This is a genomic window from Pseudescherichia vulneris NBRC 102420 (genome assembly GCF_000759795.1).
Lineage (GTDB): Bacteria > Pseudomonadota > Gammaproteobacteria > Enterobacterales > Enterobacteriaceae > Pseudescherichia > Pseudescherichia vulneris.
In genome coordinates, this window is the sequence record NZ_BBMZ01000039.1 from 1 (window position 1) to 26068 (window position 26068).

26 protein-coding genes are annotated in these 26068 nt (G+C 59.1%); 5 read left to right on the plus strand and 21 right to left on the minus strand.

What is annotated here, in order from left to right; translation table 11 throughout:
* Positions 1–54: 54 nt before the first annotated feature.
* Genes hemG through pepQ form a run of 4 tightly spaced genes read right to left on the minus strand, consistent with a single transcriptional unit; the run spans position 55 to position 4056 of the window.
* Complete coding sequence (gene hemG / locus EV102420_RS20140; protein WP_042395887.1) at positions 55–606, minus strand: menaquinone-dependent protoporphyrinogen IX dehydrogenase; 552 nt, start codon at positions 604–606, stop codon at positions 55–57.
* An 11-nt stretch (positions 607–617) separates the two neighbouring features.
* Positions 618–2069 carry a Trk system potassium transporter TrkH gene (gene trkH, locus EV102420_RS20145; RefSeq protein ID WP_042395889.1) on the minus strand — a complete coding sequence of 484 codons (1452 nt, stop codon included), beginning with the start codon at positions 2067–2069 and terminating at the stop codon, positions 618–620.
* Positions 2070–2110: 41 nt separating this feature from the next.
* Entirely contained in the window at positions 2111–2725 is a 615-nt protein-coding gene (locus EV102420_RS20150; protein ID WP_042395893.1) for an IMPACT family protein, read from the minus strand.
* Positions 2725–4056, minus strand: a complete 1332-nt coding sequence (pepQ, locus tag EV102420_RS20155) for a Xaa-Pro dipeptidase (RefSeq protein WP_042395896.1) — start codon at positions 4054–4056, stop codon at positions 2725–2727. Before pepQ ends, EV102420_RS20150 begins: the two co-directional genes overlap by 1 nt.
* A gap of 187 nt (positions 4057–4243) precedes the next feature.
* Here pepQ and fadB point away from each other — a divergent pair, with 187 nt between their 5' ends.
* A complete protein-coding gene (fadB, locus tag EV102420_RS20160) occupies positions 4244–6433 on the plus strand; it encodes a fatty acid oxidation complex subunit alpha FadB (protein ID WP_042395899.1) in 2190 nt (729 codons plus the stop codon).
* Between the two features lie 9 nt (positions 6434–6442).
* A complete protein-coding gene (fadA, locus tag EV102420_RS20165) occupies positions 6443–7606 on the plus strand; it encodes an acetyl-CoA C-acyltransferase FadA (RefSeq protein ID WP_042395902.1) in 1164 nt (387 codons plus the stop codon).
* A gap of 54 nt (positions 7607–7660) precedes the next feature.
* Here the strand turns inward: fadA and fre are convergent, their stop codons facing one another.
* Entirely contained in the window at positions 7661–8362 is a 702-nt protein-coding gene (fre, locus tag EV102420_RS20170; RefSeq protein WP_042395904.1) for an NAD(P)H-flavin reductase, read from the minus strand.
* Positions 8363–8417: 55 nt separating this feature from the next.
* Positions 8418–9914, minus strand: a complete 1497-nt coding sequence (gene ubiD / locus EV102420_RS20175; protein WP_042395907.1) for a 4-hydroxy-3-polyprenylbenzoate decarboxylase — start codon at positions 9912–9914, stop codon at positions 8418–8420.
* A 170-nt stretch (positions 9915–10084) separates the two neighbouring features.
* Between ubiD and rfaH the strand changes: the two genes are divergently transcribed.
* A complete protein-coding gene (gene rfaH / locus EV102420_RS20180) occupies positions 10085–10573 on the plus strand; it encodes a transcription/translation regulatory transformer protein RfaH (RefSeq protein WP_042395910.1) in 489 nt (162 codons plus the stop codon).
* Here the strand turns inward: rfaH and tatD are convergent.
* The 9 genes from tatD to udp form a co-directional block, all read right to left on the minus strand.
* Positions 10570–11352 (minus strand): 3'-5' ssDNA/RNA exonuclease TatD, encoded by a 783-nt coding sequence (gene tatD / locus EV102420_RS20185; protein ID WP_042395913.1) that lies wholly within the window; start codon positions 11350–11352, stop codon positions 10570–10572. The two genes, rfaH and tatD, sit on opposite strands and share 4 nt — an antisense overlap.
* Positions 11345–12109: a Sec-independent protein translocase subunit TatC gene (gene tatC, locus EV102420_RS20190; protein ID WP_042395915.1), complete on the minus strand. Its 765-nt coding sequence runs from the start codon at positions 12107–12109 to the stop codon at positions 11345–11347. Before tatC ends, tatD begins: the two co-directional genes overlap by 8 nt.
* Before the next feature lie 2 nt (positions 12110–12111).
* The gene (gene tatB, locus EV102420_RS20195; RefSeq protein WP_042395917.1) at positions 12112–12618 is read right to left on the minus strand and encodes a Sec-independent protein translocase protein TatB; all 507 of its coding nucleotides are present in this window, start codon (positions 12616–12618) and stop codon (positions 12112–12114) included.
* A gap of 3 nt (positions 12619–12621) precedes the next feature.
* A complete protein-coding gene (gene tatA, locus EV102420_RS20200) occupies positions 12622–12876 on the minus strand; it encodes a Sec-independent protein translocase subunit TatA (protein ID WP_042395919.1) in 255 nt (84 codons plus the stop codon).
* Between the two features lie 70 nt (positions 12877–12946).
* A complete protein-coding gene (gene ubiB, locus EV102420_RS20205; RefSeq protein WP_042395922.1) occupies positions 12947–14593 on the minus strand; it encodes a ubiquinone biosynthesis regulatory protein kinase UbiB in 1647 nt (548 codons plus the stop codon).
* Positions 14590–15195 carry a ubiquinone biosynthesis protein UbiJ gene (ubiJ, locus tag EV102420_RS20210; protein WP_042395926.1) on the minus strand — a complete coding sequence of 202 codons (606 nt, stop codon included), beginning with the start codon at positions 15193–15195 and terminating at the stop codon, positions 14590–14592. The genes ubiB and ubiJ overlap by 4 nt, the downstream gene beginning before the upstream one ends.
* A gap of 13 nt (positions 15196–15208) precedes the next feature.
* Entirely contained in the window at positions 15209–15964 is a 756-nt protein-coding gene (gene ubiE, locus EV102420_RS20215) for a bifunctional demethylmenaquinone methyltransferase/2-methoxy-6-polyprenyl-1,4-benzoquinol methylase UbiE (protein WP_042395932.1), read from the minus strand.
* Positions 15965–16030: 66 nt separating this feature from the next.
* Complete coding sequence (gene rmuC, locus EV102420_RS20220; protein ID WP_042395935.1) at positions 16031–17407, minus strand: DNA recombination protein RmuC; 1377 nt, start codon at positions 17405–17407, stop codon at positions 16031–16033.
* Positions 17408–17541: 134 nt separating this feature from the next.
* Positions 17542–18303 (minus strand): uridine phosphorylase, encoded by a 762-nt coding sequence (gene udp, locus EV102420_RS20225; RefSeq protein WP_042395937.1) that lies wholly within the window; start codon positions 18301–18303, stop codon positions 17542–17544.
* Between the two features lie 253 nt (positions 18304–18556).
* Between udp and EV102420_RS20230 the strand changes: the two genes are divergently transcribed.
* Positions 18557–19369, plus strand: a complete 813-nt coding sequence (locus EV102420_RS20230) for a dienelactone hydrolase family protein (protein ID WP_042395941.1) — start codon at positions 18557–18559, stop codon at positions 19367–19369.
* An 18-nt stretch (positions 19370–19387) separates the two neighbouring features.
* On the opposite strand, the gene EV102420_RS20235 is transcribed toward EV102420_RS20230, so the two are convergent.
* From EV102420_RS20235 to EV102420_RS20260, 6 genes are read right to left on the minus strand one after another with little or no spacing between them, the layout of a single operon-like run.
* Positions 19388–19843 (minus strand): phosphatase domain-containing protein, encoded by a 456-nt coding sequence (locus tag EV102420_RS20235; protein WP_042395943.1) that lies wholly within the window; start codon positions 19841–19843, stop codon positions 19388–19390.
* Positions 19833–20390, minus strand: coding sequence for a histidine phosphatase family protein (locus EV102420_RS20240; protein ID WP_042395946.1), 558 nt, complete (start codon positions 20388–20390; stop codon positions 19833–19835). The genes EV102420_RS20235 and EV102420_RS20240 overlap by 11 nt, the downstream gene beginning before the upstream one ends.
* Positions 20374–21441 carry an MBL fold metallo-hydrolase gene (locus EV102420_RS20245; RefSeq protein ID WP_042395949.1) on the minus strand — a complete coding sequence of 356 codons (1068 nt, stop codon included), beginning with the start codon at positions 21439–21441 and terminating at the stop codon, positions 20374–20376. Before EV102420_RS20245 ends, EV102420_RS20240 begins: the two co-directional genes overlap by 17 nt.
* Positions 21438–22463, minus strand: coding sequence for an ABC transporter ATP-binding protein (locus EV102420_RS20250; protein WP_042395952.1), 1026 nt, complete (start codon positions 22461–22463; stop codon positions 21438–21440). The genes EV102420_RS20245 and EV102420_RS20250 overlap by 4 nt, the downstream gene beginning before the upstream one ends.
* Positions 22451–24154: an ABC transporter permease gene (locus EV102420_RS20255; protein WP_042395963.1), complete on the minus strand. Its 1704-nt coding sequence runs from the start codon at positions 24152–24154 to the stop codon at positions 22451–22453. The genes EV102420_RS20250 and EV102420_RS20255 overlap by 13 nt, the downstream gene beginning before the upstream one ends.
* Before the next feature lie 12 nt (positions 24155–24166).
* Entirely contained in the window at positions 24167–25144 is a 978-nt protein-coding gene (locus EV102420_RS20260; RefSeq protein ID WP_042395955.1) for an ABC transporter substrate-binding protein, read from the minus strand.
* 134 nt (positions 25145–25278) lie between these two features.
* On the opposite strand from EV102420_RS20260, the gene EV102420_RS20265 reads away from it, so the two are divergent.
* Positions 25279–26043: a DeoR/GlpR family DNA-binding transcription regulator gene (locus tag EV102420_RS20265; RefSeq protein ID WP_042395959.1), complete on the plus strand. Its 765-nt coding sequence runs from the start codon at positions 25279–25281 to the stop codon at positions 26041–26043.
* Positions 26044–26068 lie beyond the last annotated feature (25 nt).

Here is a 26068-nt window from a genome sequence, read left to right on the forward strand (position 1 = left end):
GGAGCTGACAAGACTTAAATGCAAAAAACTTTTCAAGCGCTCACTTTGCAAACTTTATGCCTGCTTTGACACCGATTTGCTGGTTAATTGTGCGATCTCGCGCGCAAATTCGCTTACGCGTGACCAGTCGGTATAGACCACCTCTTTACGCGCATCCGTTTCTCCCCCGGTCATCTTCATAATCAGGCGGATCATGATCCGGTCATACCATGAGTAACGAGGGTAGCGCAGGGCACCGGCAAACACTGCACAGCGATCCGGCTGCCAGGGTGAGTTCAATAAAAACTTACGCGTATAGCTATTGGTTTGCGGCGAGCTCTTCTCTGGTTTGCGCGCTACAAGGTTGACGGCATAAAAGGCACTGGGCAGCGCATTAAGATGCTGCAGATGCTTTTTCACAAATCGATCCACGGCCGGATGAAAGTGACCGTAGCGAATCGACGCCCCGATAACCACGCGGTCATACTCCTCCCATGCGATAGATTCCGTACGGTTAAGGTTAACCACATCGGCATAGACGCCCAGCTCGCTCAGCTCGGAGGCGATACTGGAGGCGATCTCACGGGTTTGCCCGTCACGGGTGGAGAATAGAATCAACGTTTTCATAGCGTGTTCCCTTATTCGCGCCAGAACGTTGGGGTAAAGAGCACCAGCAACGTAAAGACTTCAAGACGACCAAAAAGCATGTTGGCGATGAGGATCCACTTCGCCACCGGATTCATGCTGGCAAAGTTATCCGCCACTACCCCAAGACCTGGCCCAAGGTTGTTCAGCGTCGCGACCACGGAGGCAAAGGCGGAGAAGTCATCTACGCCCGTGGCGATAATCGCCAGCATGCTTACGATAAAGACCAGCGCATAGGCAGAGAAGAAACCCCACACCGCCTCAAGGATACGTTCCGGCAGCGCGCGGTTCCCCAGCTTGATGCTGTATACCGCGTTAGGATGCACCAGCCGTTTCAGCTCGCGGTTGCCCTGCTTAAACAGCAGCAGGATACGAATGACCTTCAGCCCCCCGCCGGTTGACCCCGCCATGCCGCCGATAAACGCCGAGCAGAGCAGGAGCACCGGCAGGAACAGCGGCCAGCGCGCAATGCTGTCGGTAGTAAAGCCAGCGGTCGTTGCCATCGACACTACCTGGAAGAACGCTTGGTTTAGCGTGGTGACCGCCGAGTTGTAGACATCGTGGAACCAGAGTACCAGGGTGCAGATCACCACCAGCGTCAGCTGCACGCCAATGAACATCCTGAATTCGGGATCGCGCCAGTAGACCTTCAGGTTCCGCCCGCTCAGCAGAGAGAAGTGCAGGCCATAGTTACAGCCGGAGATCAGCAGGAAGATAGCAATAATGGTGTTAATCGTTGGGCTATCGAAATAGCCCACGCTGGCATCATGGGTGGAGAACCCACCAATGGCGATGGTGGCAAAGCTGTGTCCAATGGCGTCAAATGCGGGCATACCCGCAAACCAGAGCGCCAGCGCGCAGGCTACCGTCAGCAGCACATAGATAATCCACAGCGTCTTTGCCGTCTCGGCAATACGCGGGCGCATCTTATTATCCTTCAGCGGGCCGGGCATCTCTGCACGGTAAAGCTGCATCCCCCCGACGCCAAGGATGGGAAGAATAGCCACGGCCAGCACGATGATCCCCATCCCGCCGAACCATTGCAGCATCTGGCGATAGAAAAGAATGCCGTGCGGCAAAGTATCCAGTCCCACCAGCGTGGTCGCCCCTGTAGTCGTCAGGCCAGAAAAAGATTCAAAGAAGGCGTCGGTCACCGTCAGGTTGGGACGCTCGGAGAAGATAAACGGCAAGGCCCCCACGCTGCCCAGCACTGTCCAGAACAGGACGACGATCAGGAAACCTTCTCGCGACTTCAGTTCGCTCTTCTCCCGGCGGTTAGGCCACCACAGCAGGGAGCCGATCGCCAGCGCTACAAAGAAGGTTTGGGTGAATGCACGCCCCGCGCCGTCCCGATAAATCAGCGCAACCAGTCCGGGCAGGATCATCGTTCCGGAAAACAGTATCACCAGCAGTCCAACGATTCGGGTAATGGCGCGAAAATGCATCTCTGCCGCTTCCTTAGGTATCCAGATAAATGAGGTGGGGATTATTCTTTAATGGCTGATAATTGCAATGAACCACGACTAAAATCTGCCAGCCGGGCGGAGAACTCGTCCAGCCTGGCGCGGGGAAGCGCCACTCTTAGCTGCACGGCCGCCTGATAATCACTGGTAACGATCTTCCCCTCGAACTGACTCAGTAGCGCCTCTACGCCAGCGAGCTGGGCATAATCACAACACAAAGTATATTCGGTCAGCGGTAATTTGCGGATAGTGGTGAGCTGATTAAGCGCACGCTGTACGCCGCCGCCGTAGGCTTTGACCAGTCCACCGGTGCCTAACAGGATACCGCCATAGTAGCGCACCACCACGGCGGTGATCTCACCGACGCCGCTGCCCATCAACTGGGCCAGCATCGGCTTACCCGCCGTGCCTGCCGGTTCACCATCGTCGGAAAAGCCCAGCTGCTGCGAGTCGTCCGGCGGCCCGGCCACCCACGCGACGCAGTGGTGCCGTGCCTCCGGGTGTTCTGCCCGCACGGCGCTGACGAAGGCTTTCGCCGCCTCTACGCCGTCGGTGTGGGCCAGCAGCGTAATAAAGCGGCTCTTTTTGATCTCCTCAACGAAGGTCACCGGCGCAGCCGGTATCAGCCAGCTCTCCATCAGGCCAGCTTCAGATCTCGGGTCATGTTCTCCACGCCGTTCTCATGGATCACCACGTTGTCTTCGATGCGGATCCCGCCGAACGGCTTCAGCGCTTCAATTTTCTGCCAGTTGAAGTGCTTGCTAAACTCGCCTTCACGCCACGCGCTCAGCAGCGAGTCGATGAAATAGATACCCGGCTCAATGGTCAGCACCATGCGCGGCTGTATTACGCGGGTGCAGCGCAGGTAAGGATACTTCGCCGGCGCGGCCAAATGCGTACCGGTGTCATCCTGCATAAAGCCAGCAACGTCATGAACCTGAAGGCCCAGCGGATGGCCGATACCGTGCGGCATGAAGGGGCCGGTGAGATTGTTCTCTACCATCGCTTCTTCGCTGATGTCGGTAACGATCTGATGACGACGGAGCAGTTTCGCAATGCGCTGATGGAATTGCAGGTGGTATTCGATATAGCTCACCCCCGCTTTCATGGTGCCGATCAGCGCCAGCTGTTCATCGTTCACGTCTTTGATCAGCTGCGCAAAGTCGTTATCGCCATTAGCGGCCCAGGTTCGGGTCAGATCCGCGGCGTAGCCGTTATACTCCGCGCCGGCATCCAGCAGGAAGCTGCGCATCTCAGCGGGCGCGCGATGATCCAGCCGGGTGTAGTGCAGCACGGAAGCGTGCTCGTTGAGCGCTACAATATTGCTGTAGGGCACGTCGGTATCGCGGTGGCCGGTGGCGGTCAGATAGGCCACGTTGATGTCAAACTCGCTCATGCCGGAGAGAAACGCTTCGTGCGCCGCGCGGTGGCCCATCACCGCCGTCTTCTGCGCCTCCCGCATACAGGCCAGCTCGTAATCGGTCTTATAGGCGCGATAGTAGTGCAGATAGTCAATCACTCCTTTCGGGTTGATGTTCTCAGCTTTGATCTCCAGCTGCAATGCGCGCTCTGCCACCGGGCCGATGTAGGCAATATTGCCCCGTGCCGCAGGCAGCTGACTGGCGATACCGTCTGCTTTTGGCAGGGCAATGATCTCGATCTCTTCGGTCCAGAACGAGGTCGGCAGCGGCTCGACGTTGTGCCAGTAATCCACCGGCAGGTAGAACCACAGCTTTGGCTTGTTGACACCATCCACCAGCAACCAGCAGTTGGGAACCTGAGTGACGGGCACCCAGGCTTTAAACTGCGGGTTGACCTTAAAGGGATACGGATGGTCATCAAGGAAGATATTGAACAGCTCGCCGGAGTGAATCAGCAGTGCGTCGAGCTTAAAGCGGGCCAGTACGTCCCGGGCACGTTCCTGTAGGGTAACGATATGATCTTTATAAAGCGCAGCCAGTGAGTCCATGATTTTCCCTTCTGGTTTAGACGTCAATTCTCGGCATCTTAACATACCCGGTAACGCCTGCGTGTTTTCCGTTAAGCGTGATCGCCTCAGCAACTTTTTAAACTCTCATTTGCATTTTATTAACATAATAACCACACTCCGTCTCATCTGGTAAGACCAGTAACCCTGCTGGATTCAGGAGACTGACATGCTCTACAAAGGCGATACCCTGTACCTCGACTGGCTGGAAAATGGCATTGCTGAACTGGTGTTCGCGGCCCCCGGCTCGGTCAACAAGCTCGATACGGCGACGGTGGCCAGTCTCGGCCAGGCGCTGGACGTGCTGGAAAAAAGCCCCGACCTCACCGGGCTGCTGCTGCGCTCCGACAAAGCCGCCTTTATTGTCGGCGCGGACATTACCGAATTTCTCTCTCTGTTCCAGGTTCCCGAGGAGCAGCTTAGCCAGTGGCTGCACTTCGCTAACAGCGTCTTTAACCGCCTGGAAGATCTGCCTGTTCCGACTATCTCTGCCGTTAACGGCTATGCGCTGGGCGGCGGCTGCGAGTGTGTACTCGCCACCGACTATCGTTTAGCGACGCCGGACCTGCGCATTGGCCTGCCGGAAACCAAGCTGGGAATTATGCCGGGCTTTGGCGGCTCGGTGCGTATGCCACGCCTGCTGGGGGCTGACAGCGCGCTAGAGATCATTGCTGCTGGCAAAGACGTGGGCGCTGAACAGGCACTAAAAATTGGCCTCGTCGATGGCATCGTGACGGCGGAAAAACTGCGCGATGGCGCGCTGGCCGTTCTGCGTCAGGCGATCGATGGCGACCTGGACTGGCGTGCCAAACGCCAGCCGAAGCTGGAGCCGCTGAAGCTGAGCAAGATTGAAGCCACCATGAGCTTTACCATCGCCAAAGGCATGGTGATGCAGACCGCAGGCAAGCACTACCCCGCCCCGCTGATGGCGGTGAAAACCATTGAGGCGGCGGCTCGGTTTGGCCGTGATGAGGCACTGGCGCTTGAGAACCAGAGCTTTGTGCCGCTAACCCACACCAACGAGGCCCGCGCACTGGTGGGCATCTTCCTGAACGATCAGTATGTCAAAGGTCAGGCGAAAAAGCTGACCCAGAACGTCGAGACCCCGAAGCAGGCCGCCGTGCTGGGCGCAGGCATTATGGGTGGCGGCATCGCTTACCAGTCGGCATGGAAAGGCGTGCCGGTGCTGATGAAAGATATCAACGACAAATCCCTGACGTTGGGTATCAGCGAGGCCAGCAAGCTGCTCAATAAGCAGCTTGAGCGCGGCAAGATTGACGGTTTGAAGCTGGCGGGCGTCATTGCCACTATCCATCCAACCCTCGACTACACCGGCTTTGATCGCGTCGACGTGGTGGTGGAAGCGGTCGTCGAAAATCCAAAGGTGAAAAAAGCGGTGCTGGCCGAGACCGAACAGAAGGTACGCCCGGATACGGTACTGGCTTCGAATACCTCCACCATTCCTATCAGCGAGCTGGCCAGCGTTCTGCAACGCCCGGAGAATTTCTGCGGCATGCACTTCTTTAACCCGGTACACCGCATGCCGCTGGTAGAGGTGATCCGTGGCGAAAAAACCTCGGAAGAGACCCTCGCCAAAGTGGTCGCCTGGGCGAGCAAAATGGGCAAAACGCCTATCGTGGTTAACGACTGCCCCGGCTTCTTCGTCAACCGCGTCCTGTTCCCCTACTTTGCCGCCTTCGGCCAGCTCCTGCGCGACGGCGCGGACTTCCGCCGTGTGGATAAGGTGATGGAGAAGCAGTTTGGCTGGCCAATGGGCCCGGCTTATCTGCTGGACGTGGTGGGCATCGATACCGCGCATCACGCCCAGGCGGTCATGGCGGCGGGCTTCCCGGAGCGTATGCAGAAAGATTACCGTGACGCCATTGACGTCCTGTTTGACGCGGGCCGCTTTGGACAGAAAAATGGCCAGGGCTTCTGGCGGTATAAAGAGGACAGTAAAGGCAAGCCGAAGAAAGAGGAAGATGCTGCCGTTGACGGCCTGCTGGCAGAGGTTAGCCAGCCGACGCGCGACTTCTCTGACGAGGAGATTATTGCCCGCATGATGATCCCGATGGTCAACGAAGTGGTGCGCTGTCTGGAAGAGGGCATTATCGCCAGCCCGGCTGAAGCCGATATGGCCCTGGTCTACGGCCTTGGCTTCCCCCCGTTCCACGGCGGCGCGTTCCGCTGGCTCGACACCCAGGGCAGCGCCAGCTATCTCGATCGGGCGCAGCAATTTGCCGCCCTTGGCCCGCTCTACGCCGTGCCGGACGGCCTGCGTGAGAAAGCGCGCCATAACGAACCCTATTATCCTCCCGTTGCGCCAGCCCGCCCGGCAGGCGTTCTGAAATCGGCTTAAGGAGTCACAATGGAACAGGTAGTCATTGTCGATGCAATTCGTACCCCGATGGGCCGTTCTAAGGGCGGCGCGTTCCGTAACGTACGCGCGGAAGATCTCTCCGCGCACCTGATGCGCAGCCTGCTGGCGCGCAACCCGGCCCTGGACGCCGCAGCGCTGGACGATATCTACTGGGGCTGCGTGCAGCAGACCCTGGAGCAGGGCTTTAACATCGCCCGTAACGCCGCCTTGCTGGCGGAGATCCCCCACTCCGTTCCGGCGGTGACCGTTAACCGCCTGTGCGGCTCGTCGATGCAGGCGCTGCACGACGCGGCACGGATGATCATGACCGGCGACGCGCAGGCGTGCCTGGTGGGCGGCGTTGAGCACATGGGCCACGTGCCGATGAGCCACGGCGTGGATTTTCATCCCGGCCTCAGCCGTAACGTGGCGAAAGCAGCAGGCATGATGGGCTTAACCGCTGAGATGCTGGCGCGCATGCACGGCATCAGTCGTGAGATGCAGGACCAGTTTGCCGCCCGCTCCCACGCCCGCGCATGGGCTGCAACCCAGACCGGGGCGTTCAAAAATGAGCTTGTCCCTACCGGCGGTCACGACGCTGACGGCGTGCCGAAAATGTTTAACTACGACGAGGTGATCCGCCCGGAAACCAGCGTTGAAGGTCTCTCCACCCTGCGGCCCGCGTTCGATCCGGCTAACGGCACGGTGACGGCAGGCACCTCCTCCGCACTCTCTGACGGTGCGGCGGCGATGCTGGTGATGAGCGAAAGCCGCGCCCGCGAGCTGGGTCTGACGCCACGGGCGCGTGTACGTTCAATGGCGGTCGTGGGCTGCGATCCTTCGATCATGGGTTACGGTCCGGTTCCGGCCTCGCAGCTGGCGTTGAAAAAAGCCGGTCTGACGGTGAACGACATCGATCTGTTTGAGATGAACGAAGCTTTTGCGGCGCAGATCCTGCCGTGCATTAAGAATTTGGGTCTGATGGAGCAGATTGACGAGAAGATCAACCTCAACGGCGGCGCGATCGCTTTGGGTCATCCGCTCGGCTGCTCTGGGGCGCGGATCAGCACCACGCTGTTGAACCTGATGGAGCGTAAAGACGCGCAGTTTGGCCTGGCGACGATGTGTATTGGGCTGGGTCAGGGAATTGCGACGGTGTTTGAACGAGTTTAAGCGCGTCATGCAGGCCCGGCGGGAGAGACACCGTCGGGCCAGTTACGCAGAGGCTTAGATAAAGGCGAACGCGTCGCCAAAGAGACGATCTTCCCGCGCACCGCGTTCGTTGCAGAAGAGGTCCCGGGCGATTTTTGCCATTTCGAAACGTCCGGCAATATAGATATCATGCTCGGCCAGCGTGCCGAAATCCTGAAGTACCGCCGTCAATACCGTGCCGCTGCGGCCCTGCCACGCCTCTTCCGGCTGCTCAACCACCGGCACTACCTTCAGATTAGGATGGGTAACCGCTAAGGCTTGCAGCTCAGAGAGATCGTACAGGTGCTTCTCTTCGCGTCCGCCCCAGTAGATAGTGATATCACGTGCCGGGTTACGCGCCAGCGCGGTCAGCAGAATCGAGCGCACGTAGGAGAAGCCGGTCCCGCCTGCAATCAGGATCAGCGGACGCTCTTCGTCATCGCGCAGCCAGGCATCGCCGTGCGGAATATCGATAACAACTTCGCGCTCTTTCAGGATCCGGTCCATCACCGCCATCGCATAGAGGTTCAGCTCAGAAGCACCGATGTGCAGCTCGATGAACGCCTGCTCATCCGGTGTGGATGCCATGGAGAACGGACGCTTATCGCGCTCGTCCATTACCACCATCAAATATTGCCCGGCGCGAAAAGAAAACGCCGCGTCCGGTACAAGACGAACTCGGTATACGGTATCGGTGATAGCTTCTACCGAAGTCACTTTACAGCTTAAGGTTGTCATGCGCTCCCTCTGTCGGGTCGTTTTATTACGAATCAAAAGGCAAAACGGCGGCGCATCAGCTGCCTTTACCGTCACTCATTATGGCCAGCTCATCCCAGATAGCGTCAATTCGCGCGGTAACGGCAGGATCCTTTTTAATCGGACGCCCCCATTCACGCTGGGTTTCACCAGGCCATTTGTTGGTAGCATCCAGCCCCATTTTAGAGCCCAGACCGGAAACCGGCGAGGCAAAATCCAGGTAGTCTATCGGCGTGTTCTCTACCAGCACCGTGTCCCTTGCCGGATCCATTCGGGTAGTGATCGCCCAGATAACGTCGTTCCAGTCGCGCGCATTCACGTCATCATCACAGACAATAACAAATTTGGTGTACATAAACTGCCGCAGGAATGACCACACGCCCATCATCACGCGTTTGGCATGACCGGCATACTGCTTTTTGATGGTCACTACCGCCAGGCGGTATGAGCACCCTTCCGGGGGAAGATAGAAATCGACAATCTCCGGAAACTGCTTTTGCAGGATCGGCACAAAGACTTCGTTCAGCGCCACGCCGAGCACGGCGGGCTCATCAGGCGGGCGACCCGTATAGGTTGAGTGGTAGATAGCATCTTCGCGCTGGGTAATATGCGTCACCGTAAAGACCGGGAAGCTATCTATCTCATTATAGTAGCCCGTGTGGTCGCCATACGGGCCTTCCGGGGCCATCTCACCCGGCTCAATATAGCCCTCAAGCACGATCTCCGCGCTGGCAGGGACTTCCAGGTCGTTTGAGATGCACTTAACCACCTCGGTTTTCGTCCCGCGTAGCAGACCGGCAAAAGCATATTCGGAAAGCGTATCCGGCACAGGCGTCACCGCGCCTAAAATCGTGGCGGGATCGGCCCCCAGCGCCACGGCAACCGGGAAACGTTCGCCGGGATGCGCTGCGCACCACTCCTGATAATCCAGCGCGCCGCCGCGATGCGACAGCCAGCGCATGATCAGTTTGTTCTTGCCGATAAGCTGCTGGCGATAGATACCCAGGTTCTGCCGCTCTTTATGCGGACCGCGAGTAACGGTGAGGCCCCAGGTGATCAGCGGGGCGGCATCTTCCGGCCAGCACTGCATGATCGGGATAGTGGTGAGATCCACCGCCTCGCCCTGCACTACCTTCTGCTGGCACGGCGCGCCGCGCAGGCGTTTGGTGGGCATATTGAGGACCTGCTTAAACTGCGGCAGCTTATCAAAGAGATCGCGGAAGCCCTTCGGCGGCTCTGGCTCTTTCAGGAAGGCCAGCAGCTTGCCCACCTCGCGCAATGCCGTCACATCCTCCTGACCCATGCCCAGCGCCACGCGCTTCGGCGTGCCAAAGAGGTTGCAGAGTACCGGCATTGAGTAGCCCGTTGGGTTTTCAAATAACAGAGCGGGACCACCGGCACGCAGCGTGCGGTCGGCAATTTCTGTTATTTCCAGATGAGGATCAACAGGCATCGTGATGCGTTTGAGTTCGCCCTGCTGTTCCAGCAGCGCCATAAAATCACGTAGGTCGTGGTATTTCATGCAGTTAATCATGGCCTCGGAGTCAGCCTTCCATTATACGGTGAACATCGGCGTGATGCTGTAATTTTGTTAAATTAGGGTAAATCGTTACGCCAACATGTGGCGATGACCTCTATAATCACCTTAGCCATCATTATCGGGTTTTGATATGCTTGCACACGATTAGCTAAAACAGAGTGATTATGCAAGCCTGGTATTTACTGTACTGCAAGCGGGGCCAGCTCGAACGCGCCCAGCAACACCTTGAACGCCAGGCGGTAAACTGCCTGACGCCGATGATCACGCTTGAAAAAATCGTGCGTGGCAAGCGCACCGCGGTGAGCGAACCGCTGTTCCCCAACTATCTGTTTGTCGAATTCGATCCGGAAGTGATCCACACCACCACCATTAACGCGACTCGCGGCGTTAGCCACTTTGTCCGCTTCGGTGTCAGCCCGGCAACGGTGCCTGCGCCGGTGATCGCTCAGCTGGTGCACTACCAACCTGAAGGGGTGACCGACCCCGAGACACCCTATCCGGGTGACAGCGTGGTGATCACTGAAGGGGCATTTGAGGGGCTAAAGGCTATTTTTACCGAGCCTGACGGCGAGGCGCGCTCGATGCTGCTGCTGAACCTGCTCAATCAGCAGGTAGTGCAAAGCGTGAGAAACACCGATTTCCGTAAAGCTTAAAACGCGATACCGAACAGCCGTCTGACGTTGTTATCCGTCACCGCTGCCAGCCGGTCAGCTTCCTCGCCTCGCAGCTGCGCCACGCGTTGCAGGATATGCCCCAGCATGGCGGGTTCATTGCGCCGTGACGCTGGCTTCGGCTTGAGATCGCGTGGCAGCAGGTAGGGAGCATCGGTTTCAATCAGCAGACGGTCAGCCGGGATAAGCGGTACGATCTCACAAAGTTCCTGCCCGCGACGCTCGTCGCAGACCCAGCCGGTAATGCCCAGATAGAGCCCACGCGCCAGACAGTCACGCGCTTCCTGCTCTGAGCCGGTAAAGCAGTGCAGCACCGCGCCGGGGAGTTTGTCCAACCACGGATCGAGCAGGGCTAAGAAGCGCTCGTGGGCGTCGCGGCAGTGCAAAAACACCGGCAGGGAGAGTTCAGCGGCGAGTGCCAGCTGGGCGCTAAACGCCGCTTCCTGCGCCTGCGGCGTGGAGAAGTTACGGTTAAAATCCAGGCCGCATTCGCCAATAGCGACGACCTGCGGCAGGCTAGCCAGCTCGCGAATGGCATCTGCGGTTTCCGGCTGCCACTGGCTGCTGTCATGCGGGTGGATGCCCGCTGTGGACCAGCAGCCGGCGTACTGCGCAGCAAGCGCCTGCGCCTGCTGGCTTTCGTGCAGGTTGGTTCCGGTAAGCAGCATGCCGTTAACGCCTGCGGCGGCAGCCCGGGCAACAACCTGCTCGCGATCGCTAGCAAACTGTGAGCTCGTCAGGTTTACGCCAATATCAAACATCGTCTTCGCTTTCGTCGCTCTCTTCCTGGCGGAAGCGGCGCTTGCCAACATAAAAACGCGAGAAGAAGACGCCCACTTCAAACAGGCAGTACATCGGGATCGCCAGCAGCGTCTGGGAGAAAACGTCCGGCGGCGTCAGCAGCATACCGACAACAAACGCGCCTACCAGCACGTAAGGCCGCTTACGACGCAAGTCGTCCGGCGTCGTGACGCCCATCCAGCAGAGCAGGACAATCGCTACCGGGACTTCAAACGACACGCCGAAGGCCATAAACAGCGCCATGACGAAGTCGAGGTAGCTAGCGATATCCGTCGATACCTGCACGCCCACCGGCGCGGTATGGGTCAAAAAGCCAAACGCCAGCGGGAACACCACAAAGTAGGCGAAGGCCATGCCGATATAGAACAGCAGTGAGCTGGAGACCAGCAGCGGTACAACCAGACGCCGCTCGTGCTTATAGAGCGCAGGGGCAACGAAGGCCCAAACCTGGTAAAGAATAACGGGCGCGGAGAGGATCAGCGACACCATAAAGGTCAGTTTTACCGGGGTAAAGAACGGCGACGCCACATCGGTAGCAATCATCGTTGCGCCCAGGGGCATCTGCTTGATCAGCGGGGCTGAAACCAGCTGGTAGATATCGTTGGCGAAATAGACCAGCACCACGAAAATGGCGAGCACCGCAATGATGCAGTTCATCAGGCGTTTTCGCAGCTCGATCAGGTGCGTAATCAGCGGTTGGGTATCTTGTACAGCCATGGTTACGGTTTATCACTTGTCGATGTAGGTGAATGTGCGGCAGCGGGCTGGGCAGGCTTGCTGTCGACGGGCGTCTCCGGCGCCGGTGCCTGCGCCGGGGCGCTGGCCTGGTGCTCCGCGACGGCAGGCGTCACGCCCTGGTGCTGCTCTTCATTACCTTTCACAATCGGGTTGTGAATGGTATGCGCTACGTCGCTTGCCCGCTCGGGATCGTTGGCGTTGTAGGTACGCTTCATTGACTCTGCCGCATGGCGCAGCTCATCCATAGACTCTTTTAGCTCTGGCGTCAGATGATCCATACTCGCTTTTTCAACCTTCTTGAGGCTGTCCTGAAGCTCCTGGATCTTCAGCTCCTGCGCCAGCTCATTCTGCACGGTGCTTGCCAGCGAGCGCAGCGCGCGCACCCATCCAGCCACCGTTTTAACCGCTACCGGTAAACGCTGCGGCCCCAGCACAATCAGACCGATCACGAATACCAGTACCAGTTCGCCAAAACCAATATCGAACACGAATTACACCTGCTCTTTATCGCGACGCTTTTCTTCGTCGGTTTTCACTTCATCTTGCTTTTCAGCAAGGGTTTTAGTGGAGAAATCAGCGTCCTCCGCCGATTTTTTCTCGTGCTTATCGTCATCGCCCATGGCTTTTTTAAAGCCTTTGATCGACGCGCCGAGATCGGAACCGATTGAGCCTAACTTTTTCGTTCCAAACAGCAGGATAACGATGACGGCAATAATAAGTAACTGCCAAATACTGATACCACCCATACACAATCCTCAAGGAGAGATGCTGAAATTAGCGGGCCGGTACAGCCTACCCGGCCCATTACGCGTGCGGCTATAGCACGCGGGTTTTTCGCCAGCCAATAAGCCAGGCAACCACGCCACCGGCGATAAGCCAGGCGGACGCCGTTTGCCACTCCGGCCGGTTGATCAAAAAGAGCGTTCCGCTCAGGATCAACGTTGCCCCAATACCGAACAGATAACGGGACTGCCCCTGACGCACGTTGTTCACACGCATCTCCCGGGCAATCAGATCCACGTTGTGCTGCAGCTGCTTATGCTGGCGCAGGTTTTGGTAGATCAGCTCGGGCAGCTCGGGCATTTTCTCAATCCACATTGGTCCCTTCTCTTTCAGGGAACGGACCAGCGCCGGGAAGCCTACCTGATCTTTGATCCACGTTTCGAGGAAAGGTTTCGCCGTTTTCCACAAATCGAGCTGCGGATAGAGCTGACGTCCTACGCCCTCGATATAAAGCAGCGTTTTTTGCAGCAGCACCAGCTGGGGCTGCACTTCCATATTGAACCGACGCGCGGTGTTGAACAGATTCAGCAGCACGTGACCAAAGGAGATCTCCGCCAGCGGCTTCTCAAAAATCGGTTCGCACACGGTACGGATGGCAAACTCAAACTCTTCAACGTTGGTATCCGGCGGTACCCAGCCTGAATCAACGTGCAGTTCGGCAACCCGACGGTAGTCGCGGTTGAAGAACGCAATGAAGTTCTCTGCCAGGTAGCGCTTATCCTCTTTGTTCAGCGAGCCGACGATGCCGCAGTCGATACCGATATACTGCGGATCTTCCGGATGCTCATAGCTGACAAAGATATTGCCCGGGTGCATATCTCCGTGGAAAAAGCTGTCACGGAACACTTGGGTAAAGAACACCTGGACGCCACGCTCGGCCAGTAGTTTAAGATCGGTATTGTTTTTCTCCAGTGCAGCCACGTCGTTTATCGGAATACCATAGATGCGTTCCATGACAAGCATATTTTGGCTGCAGTAATCGGAGTAAACTTCCGGCACGTAGAGCATCGCGCTATTTTCAAAGTTACGCCGCAGCTGGATGGCGTTGGCCGCTTCACGCAGCAGATCCAGCTCGTCGATCAGCGTCTTTTCATACTCCTTCACCACCTCCAGCGGACGCAGGCGACGCCCGTCCGGCAGCAGGCGCGGAACCCAGCGCGCAAGGCGATAGATCAGGCTCATATCGGCTCTGATGATCGGCAGAATATCCGGCCGGATCACCTTGATCACCACTTCCTTGCCGTTCTCTTTCAGGCGGGCAGTGTGGACCTGGGCGATAGAGGCCGATGCCAGCGGCGTAATGTCAAAATCATCAAACCACGTCTCTACGGGGATATCACCCATCGCCTTTTCGATCTGGCGCTTAGCCAGCTTGCCGTCAAAGGGCGCTACGCGATCCTGGAGCATCGCGAGCTGGTCGGCAATCACGGGCGGAAAGAGATCGCGACGGGTAGAGAGCATCTGCCCGAACTTGATCCACACCGGTCCCAGCTCCTGCAGCGCCAGCCGCAGGCGATGACCTAACTCTTTATCTTTGTGACGGTTTGGCATCCAGAACAGCGTGCGACGCCAGAGCCGAATCGGCAGGGTAAGACGCATTCGTGGGATGAGCTCATCAAGCCCGTAACTCAAAAACGTTTGAATGATAAAGTACAGGCGTCGAATTTCACCTGGCGTCATTTGCCCTCCAGTTTTTCCAGCCGTTTGGTTAACGCATCAACCGAGCGCGCGACGGCGGCGGCCTCCTCGGCAAACCAGGCAACCTCCAGCCCACCGGGTGCCAGACGCCACTCTTCCGTTATGGCTTCGCCCACGTACTGCTGCTGACGCTGCAGGCCATGTTGGAAACGCTTTGCACCGCCGCGCAGCACTTTCGCGATGCCTTCGGCGGCGATATCGCCGGTGTAAGGAGCAAGTAGCTCAGCAAAATCGAACTCTGCGAGATCGAAAAGCGCGCTAAGGTTTTGTACAACCTGAATATCGCCCTGCACTTCCAGCTCGCCGCTGCGTATAAGCGTAGTCAGCTGCTGGCGATCGCGCAGCTTCGGTAACAGCCGGGCCTGGGTAATAACGGTGCAGTCTGCCTCGCCCTCCCAGGCGCTCAATACGTCGACCTGGCGCTCGCTAAAGGCCAGGATAAGCGGCGTAGAGAACTCTTTGAGGACAATACGCAGTACCTTACCCTGCAGGCGCTGGCGGGCGGGTTTTAATGCCCTTTCGCGATATAAAAATGTATTGAGAACACCTTCGATTCCAGCGCTCACTAAAGGCGTAAAGGGCATTCACTCACTCCTGTCAGAACTTATATCCACGGTGCAGCGCGACGATACCCGCCGTCAGGTTGAAGTACTCTGCGTTTTCAAAACCGGCATCTTGCATCATCGCCTTCAGCGTCTCCTGATCGGGATGCATACGGATAGACTCCGCCAGGTAACGGTAACTTTCGCCATCCTTCGCCACCAGCTCGCCGATGCGCGGCAGAACGTGGAAAGAGTAGGCGTCATAGGCCTTGCTCAGCGGCTCGATAATAGGTTTAGAGAACTCAAGAACTAAGAGGCGCCCGCCCGGCTTGAGCACGCGGAACATGGAGCGCAGCGCTTTCTCTTTATCGGTGACGTTGCGCAGGCCAAAGGCGATGGTGATGCAGTCAAAGGTGTTGTCCGGGAACGGCAGCGCTTCGGCGTTGGCCTGCACGTATTCAACGTTACCCACCACGCCAAGGTTGCGCAGCTTTTCGCGCCCGACTTTCAGCATGGAGTCGTTGATGTCGGCCAGTACCACCTGTCCGGTTTCGCCGACCAGACGGGAGAATTTCGCCGTCAAATCACCGGTACCGCCCGCGAGGTCGAGCACCTTCTGCCCACGGCGTACGCCGCTGCAGTCAATTGTGAAACGTTTCCATAAACGATGGATGCCCATGGACATCAGATCGTTCATTACGTCATATTTTGCGGCCACGGAGTGAAATACGTGCGCCACCATGTCGGCCTTTTGCGTTTTGGCGACAGTCTGATAACCAAAATGCGTCGTTTCTTGTGAATCTTCCGCCATCTCAGTGCCTGCTATTCAAGAAATTGTTCGTGAAGTGTAACAGATTGGGCGAGATTGCCCTACGTTTCAACCCTCCTGCCCGGCGCGCAAACGGAACTCCTCATCCTGCGCCACGGCCTGATCGGCTAAATCCGGATTAATCTCGCGTTTGATTTCAACACCCAGCCCGCGAAACGCCTCGGCCTGGGCGAGCAGATTCCCCCGCCCGGAGGTCAGTTTTTTCATTGCCTGGCGGTAATTATCCTGCGCTTTCTCCAGGCTCTGCCCCACCGACGACATATCATCAACAAACAGCCGCATTTTGTCGTAGAGACGGCTGGCGCGCTCGGCAATCTGCTGCGCGTTGCGGCTCTGGTGCTCGTAGCGCCAGAGGTTAGCGATGGTGCGCAGGGCCACCAGCAGCGTGGTCGGACTGACCAACATGATGTTGTTTTTTAACGCCTCGGTGATCAACTCCGGCTGCCGGTCGAGGGCCACTAAAAAGGCTGGCTCAACGGGGATGAACATCAGGACATAGTCAAGAGAGCGCAGGCCCGGCAGCTGCTGGTAATCTTTACGCCCGAGCAGGCGAATATGGCTGCGCACCGAGGCGATGTGCTCCTGCAGCGCGCTTTCGCGGGTGTACTCATCGTCGGCGTTGAAGTAGCGCTCATAGGCCACCAGGGTCATTTTGGCGTCGATGACCACATCTTTACCCTGCGGAAGCCGAACGATGACGTCAGGCTGCATCCTGGCGCGAGCTTCGGTTTCGATACTAACCTGGGTTTCATACTCATAGCCCGCCCGCAGGCCGGACGCCTCCAGCACGCGGGCCAGCACCACCTCGCCCCAGTTACCCTGCGCTTTATTATCGCCCTTCAGGGCGCGGGTCAGGTTGATCGCTTCCTGCGCCATCTGCGCATTAAGCTGCTGTAGGTTACGGATCTCGTGGGCGAGCGTATGGCGCTCCTGCGCCTCTTTGCCAAAGCTGTCCTGTACCTGACGACGGAAACCGTCCAGCTGTTCTCGCAAGGGGGAGAGAAGGCCGTGGAGGCTCTGCCGGTTCTGCTCCTCGACCCGGCGATTGCTCTGCTCGAAAATGCGGTTAGCAAGGTTTTCAAACTGCTCGCTGAGGCGCTGCTCGCTGTTGATCATCTGGCGGATTTTATCTTCCGCATGCAGCTGGGTGGACTCCAGCCGGGTGGTGACCTCGCGCAGATCGGCCTCCAGCGAGGTATTGATCTCGCGCAGGCTGCGCAGTTCGTTATTCAGCAGTTCGCACTCGTCGCGCCAGTGCTGATTCTGTACCAGTCGCTGTCGCGCCGCGCTCAGTTCGATATCCAGCTCGCGCCGCTCTTCGGTAAGATCGGCCCGCAGACGATCGGCATGGGATTTTGTTGCCAGCCAGCCTATCAGCAAGCCAGCTATCGCCGCTGCTGCGCTGAGTAAAATTGAGATATCCACCCTGCCTCCTGCATAAACCACTTACCGATGCAAAATAAGAGTGTGCTGGATAGGTGTCCAGTTGGGAAGGATTTTCCTGCGAGGTACTACGCAAAACAGGCAGGCCGAGGGGATCGACCTGCCGGAAAGGCGCGTTAAGCCAGACGGCGCGCTGCTTCCACCACGATTTTGATCGCGTGGCTTTCGGTCTGCTTCATGGTCTCTGCGTTCGGGATCTCTTGCTGGGTGCGGTTGACGATCACCCCCGCTACCATGCCAGCACGCAGGCCCTGGCTAGAGCACATAGTCAGCAACGTCGCAGACTCCATCTCGTAGTTCATCACGCCCATTGACTGCCACTCTTCCATAGAGCCTTTATAGCGGCTGACGACGCGGCCGGAGAAGGTGTCGTAACGCTCCTGGCCCGGATAGAAGGTGTCAGACGAGGCGGTAACGCCGATATGGGTCGTTGCGCCCACCTCTTTAGCAGCCTCTACCAGCGCGGTGGTACAGGTAAAGTCGGCCACCGCTGGGTACTCCATCGGCGCAAAGTGCAGGCTAGCCCCGTCGAGACGCACGGAAGCGGTGGTTACCAACACGTCACCAACGTTGATGTGCGGCTGGATTGCGCCGGTGGTGCCCACGCGCAGGAAAGTGCGGATGCCCAGCTGGGCCAGCTCTTCAACGGCGATAGAGGTTGACGGGCCGCCGATACCGGTGGAGCAGACAATGATGGCTTTGCCATCCACTTCGGCGCGCCAGGAGGTAAATTCGCGATGTGATGCCAGCTTAACCGGCTTATCCATCAGCGCGGCGATCTTTTCCACTCGCTCCGGATCGCCAGGGACGATAGCCAGCGTTGCCCCCTGCAGATCGTTTTTGGTAAGACCGAGGTGAAAAACATCAGACTTGGACATAGGTGACTCCTTTGTGGGTCGATTCATCAGCAGAAGTAAAACGGTACTCTACAGAAGGCCATCGCATTTTTTCGTGACACCAATCACTCTGAAGAAAACTGTTTACATCAATTTTTCATCAAAAGGTGATTTATATCACACTATAGCGCTCTCCTTCCCCCGTTCGTCTTAAAGATAGTCTCTTCCGCACAGGATGATTTTGCCGTACTGGCTATAGTTAGCTGATGCGCTAAACAAGGGTACGGAGATTGCCATGACAACAGAAAAACAGCCCGGCTTTGCACCTGCAGCTTCACCTCACGCTTCCACCGCCGTCCGCACCTCTGAAGAGTCCATTCTGACTGGTGAGACGTCAATTCCCACTCAGGGAGATAACATGCCCGCCTGGCATGCCCGGCCACAGGCTGCTGACGGCCCGCTGCCGGTAGTCATTGTTGTTCAGGAGATTTTCGGCGTGCACGAACATATTCGTGATATCTGCCGTCGGCTGGCGCAGGAGGGCTACCTGGCCATCGCGCCTGAGCTCTACTTCCGTCAGGGCGATCCCAACGACTACAGCGATATTCCCACGCTGTTCAGCGAGCTGGTTTCAAAGGTGCCGGATGCACAGGTCTTAGCCGACCTCGATCACGTTGCCAACTGGGCGGCACGCAACGGCGGCGACGCGCACCGGCTATTGATTACCGGCTTTTGCTGGGGCGGGCGTATCGCCTGGCTCTACGCCGCGCATAATCCACAGCTGAAGGCAGCGGTGGCGTGGTACGGCAAGCTGGTAGGCGATAAAACCCTGAACTCACCGAAGCATCCGGTGGATATCGCCACCGACCTTAACGCGCCGGTGCTGGGTCTATACGGTGCACAGGATGGCAGCATTCCGCTTGATACGGTGGAAACCATGCGCCACGCCCTGCGTGCCGCCAATGCTGAGGCGGAGATTGTAGTCTATCCCGATGCCGGACATGCCTTTAACGCCGACTATCGTCCGAGCTATCACGAAGAGTCAGCCAAAGATGGCTGGCAGCGCATGCTGGCATGGTTTGCCCAGTACGGCGAAAAGCGAGGCTAAAATCCTATGCCGGGCGGCTTAAAAATCGCCCGGCGCACACTGCAGGCAGGTCAGCCCTTCCGCACGCCAGAAATCCACTACCGCCTGACGATCGTCGATCACCAGCCACGGGGCGTAGCCGTCCGCTTTTATCTGCTCCAGCAGCGTTTTTTTCACGACCTCATCCGGAAGCGTATCCTCCCCGTCGGGCCGAAGATAGAGCGCATCGAAAGGAATACAGTGCCGCTCCAGCCACTCCTGGGTATGCCGCTGGAAGCTGGCAGGCCGTCCGCTGCAGATTACGATCTTCTGCTGCTGGGCGCTCAATAAGCCCACCAGACGACTAATGGCCACGCTCGGTAGCGCCTCCGCCATGTGGGCGAAAAAGGGCTGCCACTGCTTTTCTGGGCCTAAGACCCACTCGCGTACCGCCTCGGCGTCAAACTCGGCCAGGGTACCGTCGATATCTACAATCACGCATTGTTCAGTCAGCATTCATCTTCTCCAGCGGAATAATTTTCCAGTCATCAGGGGTAGCGCCAGGCAGGATCCACAGCGGGGCAACGTTGCCGACCCGCTCGCCGTGGGGTGTGCCGGTCGCCAGCAGGCGGATCACGCGGAACACGCCAGAGTGCGCTACGATCAGCGGCGTGTCGTACTGCGCCAGCAGGGTGTTCAACGCCTCGGTCACGCGCGTACAGAAAGGCAGCCAGGCTTCGCCGTTCGGCGGCGTCTCCTCATAGGGCGTCTGCTCGCTAAGAGAACGACATTCAAGATCGCCCCAGTCCCGCTCGCGCAGGTCGGAAACAAGCTTCAGCGATGCCCCCGGCAGCAGTAGCTCTGCGGTACGTCGGGCGCGCTGCTGCGGGCTAACGGCGACGATGCTCCAGGAGTGGTTGGCCAGCAGCGGTGCGGCGTCGCGGGCCTGCTGCTCGCCGGTCGCGGTGAGCGGGACTTCAGTGCGTCCGCCAATCAGGCGATCGCGGTTAAGCGGCGTCTCGCCGTGGCGAACAAAGACAAAAGGCTTAGGCAGTAGCGTCATGTTTTATCCTGAAACGGGGCTGAGTAAGGATGCCGCAGCCCAGCGTCTGCTGCCAGAGCACGGCGTCATCAACAGGAGTAAACAGCGGCACCAGCTGGCGACAGCCCAGCATCGCCACCAGCTTTTGCAGACAGCGACGCGTGGGATGAACGTTCCAGCGGCAGAAGTCGACCTCGCCTCGTTGATGCTGTTCGCGGGCACGGTGATTCATATGGCCGGTAAACAGGGTACGGTGGCGGAAATCAGCACGTCGCCGCAGTTCGCCCGCCGTGCCCTGCTGCCCATCCGGATCGGCGGCCAAAATAACCGGCGCGTCAGCGGCAAACGATGGCAGGTCACGTACCCGCTGCCGCAGCTCATGCTCTACGCCGGGGATCAGGCTGCCGTCATTGTGTTCCGCCATCAGGGTTAGCATCTCCCGGCAGGCGTCATCCATCACCACCTTATTCATGCCGCGACGCGCCAGCAGCAGAGCCATCTCCACCGCCCGTCCAGAAGGCGGGACCGGACAGAGCACAGGCCGCTGCACGTGCAGCCACAGAGCCTCAAGCTGCTGATGCTGGGGCGTGTCGTACAGGCCGTACGAGGCGTCCATCAGCGCCAGCGCCGCAGGCGGCGGCGGATCGAAATGAAACAGCGCCGACTCCAGGCTCACGTCACCACTGTAGAACAGGCCCCCCGGCACATCGAGGTGGAACCAGATCCCGCCCCAGGCATGGCCGCTGCTGCCGGTGGTTATCGTCACATCACCAAGAGAGAACTGACCGTGCACCGGGATCGGGTGAACGTTCGATCCCGGCGGCAGCGCGCGGGCCGTTACGGCGCTACAGTAGATCGGCACCGAGGCAGTCAGCCGCGCCAGACCGGCGATATGATCGATATGATCGTGACTGAGCAGCACGGCATCCAGCCGATCCGGCACCGGCCAGTCGTCGGCTCCCGGCTCCAGCGAGCCCCCGGCGTCCAGCAGAATGCGCTGCGTGGGCGTGGTCACCAAAATGGCGGCGGGCGTTTTGTCATGCAGCCCGCTGATAATCTCAATTGCCGTCACGCCGCCTCCAGCCGCCAGCCCTGATGCAGGCGCACGGCGGTGTGCTGCTGCTCGCGTAGCGGCAGGTGATGGAAGGCGGTGAGCGGCTGACCGTCGGCCAGGCGCAGCGCCAGCAGGTAGCGCTCCCCCTGATAGATACAGTTTTCGACGGTGGCGGCCAGGCCACCCTCGCCTATTTCAACGTGCTCGGGACGTACCAGCACCGGGTAACGCATGCCATCACTCACGCTCAGCCCATGATGGAGCTGTATGCCATCCAGATGGCGATCCTGCGTCGCGCTCGCCAGGTTCAGCACGCTGCCCTTGCCAATAAAGCCCGCAACCCAGGCGCTGTGCGGCTGCTGATAGAGTTCCTGCGGCGTTCCCCACTGCATCAGCTCGCCCCGATGCATTACGGCGATATGGCTGGCCAGCGCCATCGCCTCTGCCTGATCGTGGGTCACGTAAACAAAGGTTGCCCCGGTGCGGCGATGAAATTCGCGGAAGGTCTGCTCCATGGTGGCCCGCAGATGGCGGTCGAGGTTTGCCAGCGGCTCGTCAAGCAGCACCACCTGCGGCTCGGAGACCAGACAGCGCGCCAGCGCCACGCGTTGACGCTGTCCACCGCTCAGATCCTGCGGCGAGCGATCGGCATACGCCGCCAGCTCGACCACCTCAAGGGCAGCAAGTACCTGTTTATGCCGCGCCGCGCCGTTGACTTTTTTCAGCTTCAGCGGATAGCCAACGTTCTCTGCCACCGTCATATGCGGCCAGAGGGCATAGGATTGAAAGACCATCCCCATGTTGCGCGCCTCCGGCGGTAGATGGGTAACCGCATCGGCCAGCAGCCGGTTGCCTAGCGTCAGGCGGCCGCTGGAGAGCCGCTCCAGCCCGGCCAGAATGCGCAGCGTGGTGGTTTTGCCGCAGCCGCTTGGCCCGAGCAGCGCCGTAAATGCGCCTTCGGGAATGGTCAGGCTCAGGTTGCGCACCACGGTCTGGTCGCCGAACGTTTTACTCAGGCTCTCAAGGCTCAGTTCTGCCATGGGATCACTCCTTTGGGTAGATAGCGGCCCAGGCCGCTCAGCATCAGCATTACCAGCGCCACCAGTGCCACCACCATCACCGAGATGGCGGAGGCCAGCACCTTATCGCCGCTCTCATCGAGGTTGAAAATGACCACGCCGAGGGTCTCCTTGCCCGCGCTCCACAGCAGGGCAGAGACGGTCAGCTCATTCACCGCCGTCAGAAACACCAGCAGCGCGCCGGCAAAGGCCGCCGGGGCCAGCAGGGGCAGCACGATATGCCGCAGCCGCTGGGAGAAGTTAGCTCCCGCCAGGCTGGCCGCCTCCTCCATGGCCGGATCAAGCTGCAGCATGCTGTTGTGCAGCGGCTTCAGGCAGACGGTGAGAAAGCGCGCCAGATAGGCGAAGAAGATGATCAGCAGCGTGCCGCTCAGGCTGATGCCGATAATGGGCAGCGGACGGGCAAACAGCAGGATGCAGGCGATAGCCAGCACCACCCCCGGCAGGGTGTAGGGAATGTCGATGGCGCTATGGAGCCAGCGCAGCGGGCGCGCCGGAAAACGCACCAGCAGCCACGCCAGCGGCAGGCTCAGCAGCATCAGCACCAGCGCCGCGGAGACCGAGAGCAGCAGGCTGTTACTCAGCGCGCGCCAGGTGGCGCTGCCGCCCTCCAGCATCGCCTGATAGGCGTTAAAGGTCAGTGTCCTGGCCGTCAGCGGCACGCCGAGGGTCGGCACCAGCGAGGTCGCAATGAGCGCCAGCAGCGGAGCCAGCAGAATAGCAGCCAGCACCGCGCCCAGCAGCAGCTCGGCAGCAAGCCGCCACCTGCCAAGCTGGAAATCGAGCGCCCGCCCGGCCATGCCGATCAACGGCAGTGCATGGCGGCGTTGGAGATAGCCCTGCAGCGAGACAATGCCAATCGCCAGCACGCCCATCAGCACCGACAGCGCCGCCACGTCGCTGAGCATCGACGGACCGAAGCTGGAGAGCGACTGGTAGATCTGAATCGGCAGCACAAAATAGGAGATGGGGATGCCCAGCATCGCCGGAATACCAAAGTTGCCCAGTGCGGAAACGAAGGCTATTGCCGCCCCGGCCCACAGCGCGGTGCGGCACAGCGGCAGCACGATATCAATAAACACCCGCCACAGCGAAGCACCGTTTAGCCGCGCCGCCTCGATCTGCTCTTTCGGCAGGCACTGAAGCTGGGTGCGCAGAGCCAGAAAGACCAGCGGCGCGTGCTGGATCCCCAGCAGCAGGGCGATCCCCTCGGGGGAGTAGAGCGGATTAGCACTGCCGAACGACGGCGCGATGCCGAGGCTGTTAAGCAGGATACTGCTCGGCCCGAAGAGCTGGAGCCAGCTCAGGGCCGTCACCTGGGGCGGGATCATCATTGGCAGCATAAACAGGAATACCCAGACCTGCTTGAGGCGGATATTAGTCAGGGCGAGGCAGAAAGCAAACAGTCCGCCCAGCAGCAGCGAGAGCAGCGTACCCAGGCCGCTGGTATAAAGGCTATGGGAGAGCGCGGTCCAGGTCGTCGGGTTGCTCAATACGCGCCACAGGCTACTGCTGCTCCCCTGCTGCCAGTCGAGCAGCGCCGAAACCAGCAGCCGCAGGCTCGGCAGCAGGCTTAATAGCGCCACCAGGCCGAGCAGCAGCCAGAGCAGCCCCTTCGGCGGGCCGCTGCTGGCGGGTTGACGGAGGGTCATGGTGGTCATCAGTTAGCGGTTTCCAAACAGATCGGCGAAGCGTTTTTTATTGGCGTCGGTATCCGCCAGCGCCTTCGCCGGGTCATACGGCATCAGCTTGATGCTTTCTCGCGCCGGGAAGCCTTCCGGGGCCGGGAGGTTCGCATCGGCAGGCAGGTAGCCCTGCTTCAGCACCAGGCGCTGACCCGCATCCGACAGGACAAAGTCGATAAAGGCTTTCGCCCCGTCCGGATTTTTCGCGTTCTTCAGCATCGCTACCGGTTCGGTGACGATGCTAACTCCCTCTTTCGGGAAGACGAACTCAATCGGCGCGCCCTTGGCTTTTTCACGGATCGCCATATAGTCCACCAGCACGCCGTAGCCCTTGCTGCCGGAGGTGATGGCGTTCATCACCGCGCCGTTTCCGCTCTGCGGCATCGCGCCGTTAGCCTTCAACTTTTCGTACCAGGCAAAGCCGAGCTGCGGATCGTTCATCAGCGTCGCCATATGGATCTGCGCCGCGCCGGAGTAGAGCGGGCTGGGCAGCGTGGTCATGTTCTTGAGTTCAGGCTTGAGCAGATCCTGCCAGGAGCCAGGCTTCACCGGCGCGCGGGTGTTGTAGGCAATGCCGGTGGTGATCAGCTTGGTGCCGTAGTAGTAACCCTGCGGATCGTACAGCTGGGCATCATAGCGGCTGGCTTCAGGCGATTTATAGGCCGCCAGCAGATCCTGCTTTTTCAGGGACTCCATGGTGACGCTGTCGGCGATCAGCAGCACGTCCGGTGCGGCACCGCCCGCCGCTAGCTCGGCCTGCAGGCGCGCCGTGAGCTTGGTGGTTCCGTCGCGGATCCATTTGACCTCAATATCCGGGTGCGCCTTTTCGAAGGCGGTAACGGTCATCTGAGCATCTTCGTTCGGCTGGCTGGTATAGAGCGTCAGCGTGGAGGCGGCGAAAGCCGGCGTGCTTAATGCGGTTACGATAACGGCGGCCAGCGCGGTGTGCTTACTCATGATCTCTTCCCTCTGTTTTCGTTGTGACGATTAAAACAGGGAAATCTGACAAAAATATGACCAGCTTTTTTCGTAGTAATAATTTCACATTCGCGCGCTAGCATGATGCAAAAGGGTGCTAACAGGAGCGAATAATGACCCCCGAATCCCGCCGCACGGCGATTGTCGCGCTGGTGACGGCACACGGTGAAAGCAGCATCGAGCAGCTGGCGCAGCACTTTGGCGTCTCATTGCAAACCGTGCGCAGCGATCTGCGCATGCTCACCTCGGGTGGACTGCTGCTGCGGCGTCACGGCATGGTTGCCCCTTTCGCCCGCGAAAACATTGGTTATCAGCAGCGCGAGATCGTCAACATTGCGGGCAAGCGCTGGATCGGTGAGCGCACGGCAGCGCTGCTGGACGACTACCAGAGTTGCTTTCTCGGTACCGGCACCACCGTTGAGATGGTGGCCCGGGCGCTGCCGGAACAGAGTCGGCTGGCGGTATTCACCAATAATCTGCACGCCGCCGAAGCGCTGAGCCGTCTTGCCGCCTGCGAACTGACGGTAGCGGGCGGGCGCGTCCGCAAGCGCGATCTGGATGTGATCGGCAGCGATGCCCAGACCTTTTTCAGCCGCTATCGGGTCGACGCTGGCGTGGTTTCAATAGGGGGGATCGGTGAGGCGGGCGAGCTGTATGACTATAACGATGATGAGGTCGCCGCGCGCCGGGCGCTGGTGGCCAGCGCGGCGGTGAGTGTGCTGGTGGTGGACAGCACTAAGTTTGGCCGGAACGCGATCTGCCAGAACGGCAGCGTGGGGGATTTCGATTACGTGATCAGCGACAGGCCCCCTACGCCCCAGCAGCATGCGATCATTAAGCAGATGGGAACCAGATGGCTAAGCCGGGAGTACGTTTAACCCTCGCAATGCCCGGTGGCGCTGA

Bases quoted from the DNA above. Each gene is read 5' to 3' on its own strand.
- udp (WP_042395937.1), bottom strand. From the start codon at position 18,303: ATGTCCAAGTCTGATGTTTTTCACCTCGGTCTTACCAAAAACGATCTG.
- EV102420_RS20150 (WP_042395893.1), bottom strand. From the start codon at position 2,725: ATGGAGAGCTGGCTGATACCGGCTGCGCCGGTGACCTTCGTTGAGGAG.
- fadB (WP_042395899.1), top strand. From the start codon at position 4,244: ATGCTCTACAAAGGCGATACCCTGTACCTCGACTGGCTGGAAAATGGC.
- ubiB (WP_042395922.1), bottom strand. From the start codon at position 14,593: ATGACGCCAGGTGAAATTCGACGCCTGTACTTTATCATTCAAACGTTT.
- hemG (WP_042395887.1), bottom strand. From the start codon at position 606: ATGAAAACGTTGATTCTATTCTCCACCCGTGACGGGCAAACCCGTGAG.
- tatD (WP_042395913.1), bottom strand. From the start codon at position 11,352: ATGTTTGATATTGGCGTAAACCTGACGAGCTCACAGTTTGCTAGCGAT.
- ubiE (WP_042395932.1), bottom strand. From the start codon at position 15,964: ATGGCGGAAGATTCACAAGAAACGACGCATTTTGGTTATCAGACTGTC.
- fadA (WP_042395902.1), top strand. From the start codon at position 6,443: ATGGAACAGGTAGTCATTGTCGATGCAATTCGTACCCCGATGGGCCGT.
- EV102420_RS20230 (WP_042395941.1), top strand. From the start codon at position 18,557: ATGACAACAGAAAAACAGCCCGGCTTTGCACCTGCAGCTTCACCTCAC.
- trkH (WP_042395889.1), bottom strand. From the start codon at position 2,069: ATGCATTTTCGCGCCATTACCCGAATCGTTGGACTGCTGGTGATACTG.
- tatA (WP_042395919.1), bottom strand. From the start codon at position 12,876: ATGGGTGGTATCAGTATTTGGCAGTTACTTATTATTGCCGTCATCGTT.
- EV102420_RS20255 (WP_042395963.1), bottom strand. From the start codon at position 24,154: ATGACCCTCCGTCAACCCGCCAGCAGCGGCCCGCCGAAGGGGCTGCTC.
- ubiD (WP_042395907.1), bottom strand. From the start codon at position 9,914: ATGATTAACTGCATGAAATACCACGACCTACGTGATTTTATGGCGCTG.
- tatC (WP_042395915.1), bottom strand. From the start codon at position 12,109: ATGGCTGTACAAGATACCCAACCGCTGATTACGCACCTGATCGAGCTG.
- pepQ (WP_042395896.1), bottom strand. From the start codon at position 4,056: ATGGACTCACTGGCTGCGCTTTATAAAGATCATATCGTTACCCTACAG.
- EV102420_RS20260 (WP_042395955.1), bottom strand. From the start codon at position 25,144: ATGAGTAAGCACACCGCGCTGGCCGCCGTTATCGTAACCGCATTAAGC.
- EV102420_RS20265 (WP_042395959.1), top strand. From the start codon at position 25,279: ATGACCCCCGAATCCCGCCGCACGGCGATTGTCGCGCTGGTGACGGCA.
- EV102420_RS20250 (WP_042395952.1), bottom strand. From the start codon at position 22,463: ATGGCAGAACTGAGCCTTGAGAGCCTGAGTAAAACGTTCGGCGACCAG.
- EV102420_RS20240 (WP_042395946.1), bottom strand. From the start codon at position 20,390: ATGACGCTACTGCCTAAGCCTTTTGTCTTTGTTCGCCACGGCGAGACG.
- rfaH (WP_042395910.1), top strand. From the start codon at position 10,085: ATGCAAGCCTGGTATTTACTGTACTGCAAGCGGGGCCAGCTCGAACGC.
- fre (WP_042395904.1), bottom strand. From the start codon at position 8,362: ATGACAACCTTAAGCTGTAAAGTGACTTCGGTAGAAGCTATCACCGAT.
- ubiJ (WP_042395926.1), bottom strand. From the start codon at position 15,195: ATGCCCTTTACGCCTTTAGTGAGCGCTGGAATCGAAGGTGTTCTCAAT.
- EV102420_RS20235 (WP_042395943.1), bottom strand. From the start codon at position 19,843: ATGCTGACTGAACAATGCGTGATTGTAGATATCGACGGTACCCTGGCC.